This window comes from Geodermatophilus sp. CPCC 205761, from assembly GCF_051383655.1.
Lineage (GTDB): Bacteria > Actinomycetota > Actinomycetes > Mycobacteriales > Geodermatophilaceae > Geodermatophilus.
In genome coordinates this window covers 1-3,735 of sequence record NZ_JALPKQ010000096.1, presented here as the reverse complement: position 1 = coordinate 3,735, position 3,735 = coordinate 1, and the positions used below count along the sequence as shown (strand labels likewise).

The 3,735-nt window shown below is 72.7% G+C and carries 3 protein-coding genes; 2 read left to right on the top strand and 1 reads right to left on the bottom strand.

The annotated features are described in order from the left end of the window. A partial coding sequence (locus tag MY526_RS26825) for a M23 family metallopeptidase (RefSeq protein WP_436705472.1) occupies positions 1-715 on the top strand: 715 nt, incomplete at its 5' end. 100 nt (positions 716-815) lie between these two features. On the opposite strand, the gene pcrA is transcribed toward MY526_RS26825, so the two are convergent. Continuing rightward, positions 816-3,113 carry a DNA helicase PcrA gene (gene pcrA, locus MY526_RS26820; RefSeq protein ID WP_436695349.1) on the bottom strand — a complete coding sequence of 766 codons (2,298 nt, stop codon included), beginning with the start codon at positions 3,111-3,113 and terminating at the stop codon, positions 816-818. Between the two features lie 279 nt (positions 3,114-3,392). On the opposite strand from pcrA, the gene MY526_RS26815 reads away from it, so the two are divergent. After that, complete coding sequence (locus MY526_RS26815) at positions 3,393-3,665, top strand: chorismate mutase (protein WP_436695348.1); 273 nt, start codon at positions 3,393-3,395, stop codon at positions 3,663-3,665. Positions 3,666-3,735: the final 70 nt, after the last annotated feature.

Below are 3,735 nucleotides of genomic sequence, written 5' to 3'. Positions count from 1 at the left end.
CCCCGCCGACGGCGACGCGGACGCCGTGGCCGCGCCGGCAGCGAAGCGCCGCCGGCGCGTGCCCCGCCCGCCCGGCCGGCGCGGACCGCTCTGGCTGGCCGCCCTCGTGGCCGGCGCCATCGTCGCCGGCGTCCCCGCGGTCATGGGCGGCGGACCCGCCGAGATCAGCATCAGCGCCGCCGAGTACGGCCTGGGGGTCGCCTCCGACATCGGCCTCACCGGCGACATGGAGGACGCCGGCGTGCGCCGGGGCATCACCGAGGCCGAGGCCCAGGCCCGCCTCAGCGAGCTGGCCGCCTCCCGCGCCGCGCGCACGCCGACGACCGTGCGCCCCGTGGAGGGCGCCCGCCTCACCACCTGCTTCTGCATGCGCTGGGGCACGATGCACTACGGCATCGACCTCGCCGCGTCGCTCGGCACGCCCATCGCGGCGGCCACCGACGGCGTGGTCATCCGCGCCGGCCGGGCCTCCGGCTACGGCAACGCGGTCTACGTGCAGGACGCCGACGGCAACGTGCACGTCTACGGCCACATGCGCTACTACTCGGTGCGGGCCGGCGACATCGTCCACGCGGGCGACCAGATCGCCAAGGTCGGCAACGAGGGCCAGTCCACCGGGCCGCACCTGCACTACGAGATCCACCGCGGCGGCATGACCGGCCGGCCGATCGACCCCGAGGACTTCCTGGCGGAGCGCGGCGTCTCCGTGCCCTGAGCCCGGTCCGCGCCCTTCGCGGGCGTTCCTCGTGCACTGCGGGTCCTGCGCCACCGGCAGTGCGCGAGGAACCCCCGCAGCGGCGTCCCCCTCGTCGGAGCTAGAGCTTGACGAGGGGGGCGTAGCGCAGGACGAGGCGCTTGGTGCCGCCCGAGCCGAAGTCGACGGTCGCCTGGGCCTTGTCACCGGCGCCGTTGACCTCGACGACGGTGCCCAGCCCGAACGCGTCGTGGCTGACCCGGTCGCCCACCTCGACGGCGATGATCGCCCGGTTGCCCGCCCCGCCGCGCAGCCCGCCGGTGGACAGCCCGGTGGCGGCGACCCGCTGCTGCGCGGAGCGGTACCCGGTGCTCGGCGCCGGCGCCGGCTCCTTCCCCGCCCAGTGCACGGTGTCGCCCGGCAGCTCGTCGAGGAAACGGGACGGCGGGTTGTAGGCCGGCTGCCCCCAGCTGGTGCGCACCGTCGCCCGCGAGATGAACAGCCGCTGCTGCGCCCGCGTGATGCCGACGTAGGCCAGCCGACGCTCCTCCTCCAGCTCCCGCGGGTCGCCGAGCGCGCGCAGGTGCGGGAAGACGCCGTCCTCCATGCCGGTGAGGAAGACGACCGGGAACTCCAGGCCCTTCGCGGTGTGCAGGGTCATCATCGTGACCACGCCGGCGTCGTCCCCGGCCACGGGGATCTGGTCGGCATCGGCGACCAGGGACACCTGCTCGAGGAAGTCGGTGACCGAGCCGCCCGGGTTGGCCGCCTCGAACTCCGCGGCCACCGAGATGAGCTCGTTGAGGTTGTCGACCCGGCCCTCGTCCTGCGGGTCGGTGCTCGCCTGCAGCTCGGTGAGGTAGCCGGTGCGGTCGAGGATGCTCTCCAGCAGCGCGGCCGGCCCGGACCCGGTCTCCACCAGCCGCTCGAACTCCTCGAGCAGCGCGACGAACTCCTGGATGGCCTTGAGCGAGCGGGTGGCCAGGTCGGGGACCTCGGCGCAGCGGCGCAGCGCGGAGGCGAAGGCGATCCGCTCGCGGTCGGCGAAGGTCTCGACGCAGGACTCGGCGCGCTCGCCGATGCCGCGCTTGGGGGTGTTGATCACCCGGCGCAGGCTGACGACGTCGGCCGGGTTGGCGACCACCTTGAGGTAGGCCAGCGCGTCGCGGACCTCCTTGCGCTCGTAGAAGCGCACCCCGCCGACGACCTTGTAGGGCATGCCGACGCGGATGAACACCTCCTCGAAGACACGGGAGGCGTTGTTGGTCCGGTAGAAGACCGCTATGTCCTTGGGCTTCGCCGTGCCCTCGTCGACCAGGGCGTCGATCTGCTCGGCGACCCAGGCGGCCTCGTCGTGCTCGTTCTCGGCGACGTAGCCCTCGATCAGGTCACCGTCGCCGGCGTCGGTCCACAGGTTCTTCGGACGACGGCCGGTGTTCCTCGCGATGACCTGGTTGGCGGCCTTGAGGATGCGCTGGGTGGAGCGGTAGTTCTGCTCCAGCAGGATCGTCGTCGCCTCGGGGTAGTCCCGCTCGAACTCGTCGATGTTGCGGATCGTCGCGCCGCGGAAGGCGTAGATCGACTGGTCGGCGTCGCCCACCACGCACAGCTCGGCGGGGGGCACCGGGCCGGCGCCCGTGCCGACGAGCTCGCGCACCAGCACGTACTGCGCGTGGTTGGTGTCCTGGTACTCGTCGACCAGCACGTGGCGGAACCGGCGGCGGTAGTGCTCGGCGACGTCCGGGAAGGCCTGCAGCAGGTGGACCGTCGTCATGATCAGGTCGTCGAAGTCCAGCGCGTGCGCCTGGCGCAGCCGCTGCTGGTAGAGCCGGTAGGCCTCGGCGAGCACCTTCTCCGGCGCCGTGACCGGCGTGAACGACTCCTCGTCGATCAGCTCGTTCTTCAGGTTCGACACCTGCGCGGCCAGGCTGCGGCCCGGGTAGCGCTTGGCGTCGAGGTCCAGGTCGCGGGCGACCATCGTCATCAGCCGGACGGAGTCGCCCTGGTCGTAGATGGTGAACGACGACTTCAGCCCGAGCTTGCCCGCCTCGGCGCGCAGGATGCGCACGCACATCGAGTGGAACGTCGACACCCACATGGCCCGCGCCCGCGGGCCGACGAGGGCGGCGACGCGCTCCTTCATCTCCCCGGCGGCCTTGTTGGTGAAGGTGATCGCCAGGATCTCGCCCGGCTGCACGCTGCGGGCGCCGAGCAGGTAGGCGATCCGGTGCGCGAGCACGCGGGTCTTGCCGGAGCCGGCCCCCGCGACGATGAGCAGCGGCCCACCCTCGTGGACGACGGCCTGACGCTGGGGGCCGTTGAGCCCGGCGAGCATCCGGTCCAGCTCGCGCCCGATCGTGCCGGAGGCGGAACGCTGGAGTGCGGCGGTGCCGGGGAGGGCCTGCTGGACGCTGCTCATGACGACATCACTGTAAGCCGGTCGGGTGACGCTCCCGGGAGCCGTGGAACAGCCGCCACACCCGCCACTGCCGGGGAACCCGCTGGCGATCTCGTGTTCCGCTGTGGCAGACTCTCCGCCGTGCTCGCCGCCCTCAGCTTTTACTTCGGTCACCGGGATCCGGTGTCCGTCACCGCTGGCTGAGCACACGCCGCAACAGACGCCCCGGGCCCGAAGAGCCCGGGGCGTTTCTCGTTCCCGGGGTCCGACGGCCTCCCGCCCGCCCTGGAGGAACCACCGATGACCGCCACACTCCCCACCGCCCCCGACGCCGACGAGCGCATCGCCGAGCTCCGCGAGGAGATCGACGCGTGCGACACCGAGCTCATCCGGCTCGTCCAGCGCAGGCTGGCCGTGTCCCAGCAGATCGGTGAGCTCCGCCGCGCGGCGGGCGGCACCCGGCTCTCGCTGGCCCGCGAGCAGCAGGTGCTGGCCCGCTTCCAGGCCGAGCTCGGACCCGACGGCGCGACCCTCGCCATGATGCTGCTCCGCCAGGGCCGCGGCCGACTGTGAGCGCGAGCTAGTGCCGGGTCAGGCAACCTTCGCCTTCTTGATGGTGGAGGCGCGCTTGATGACCTTGCGG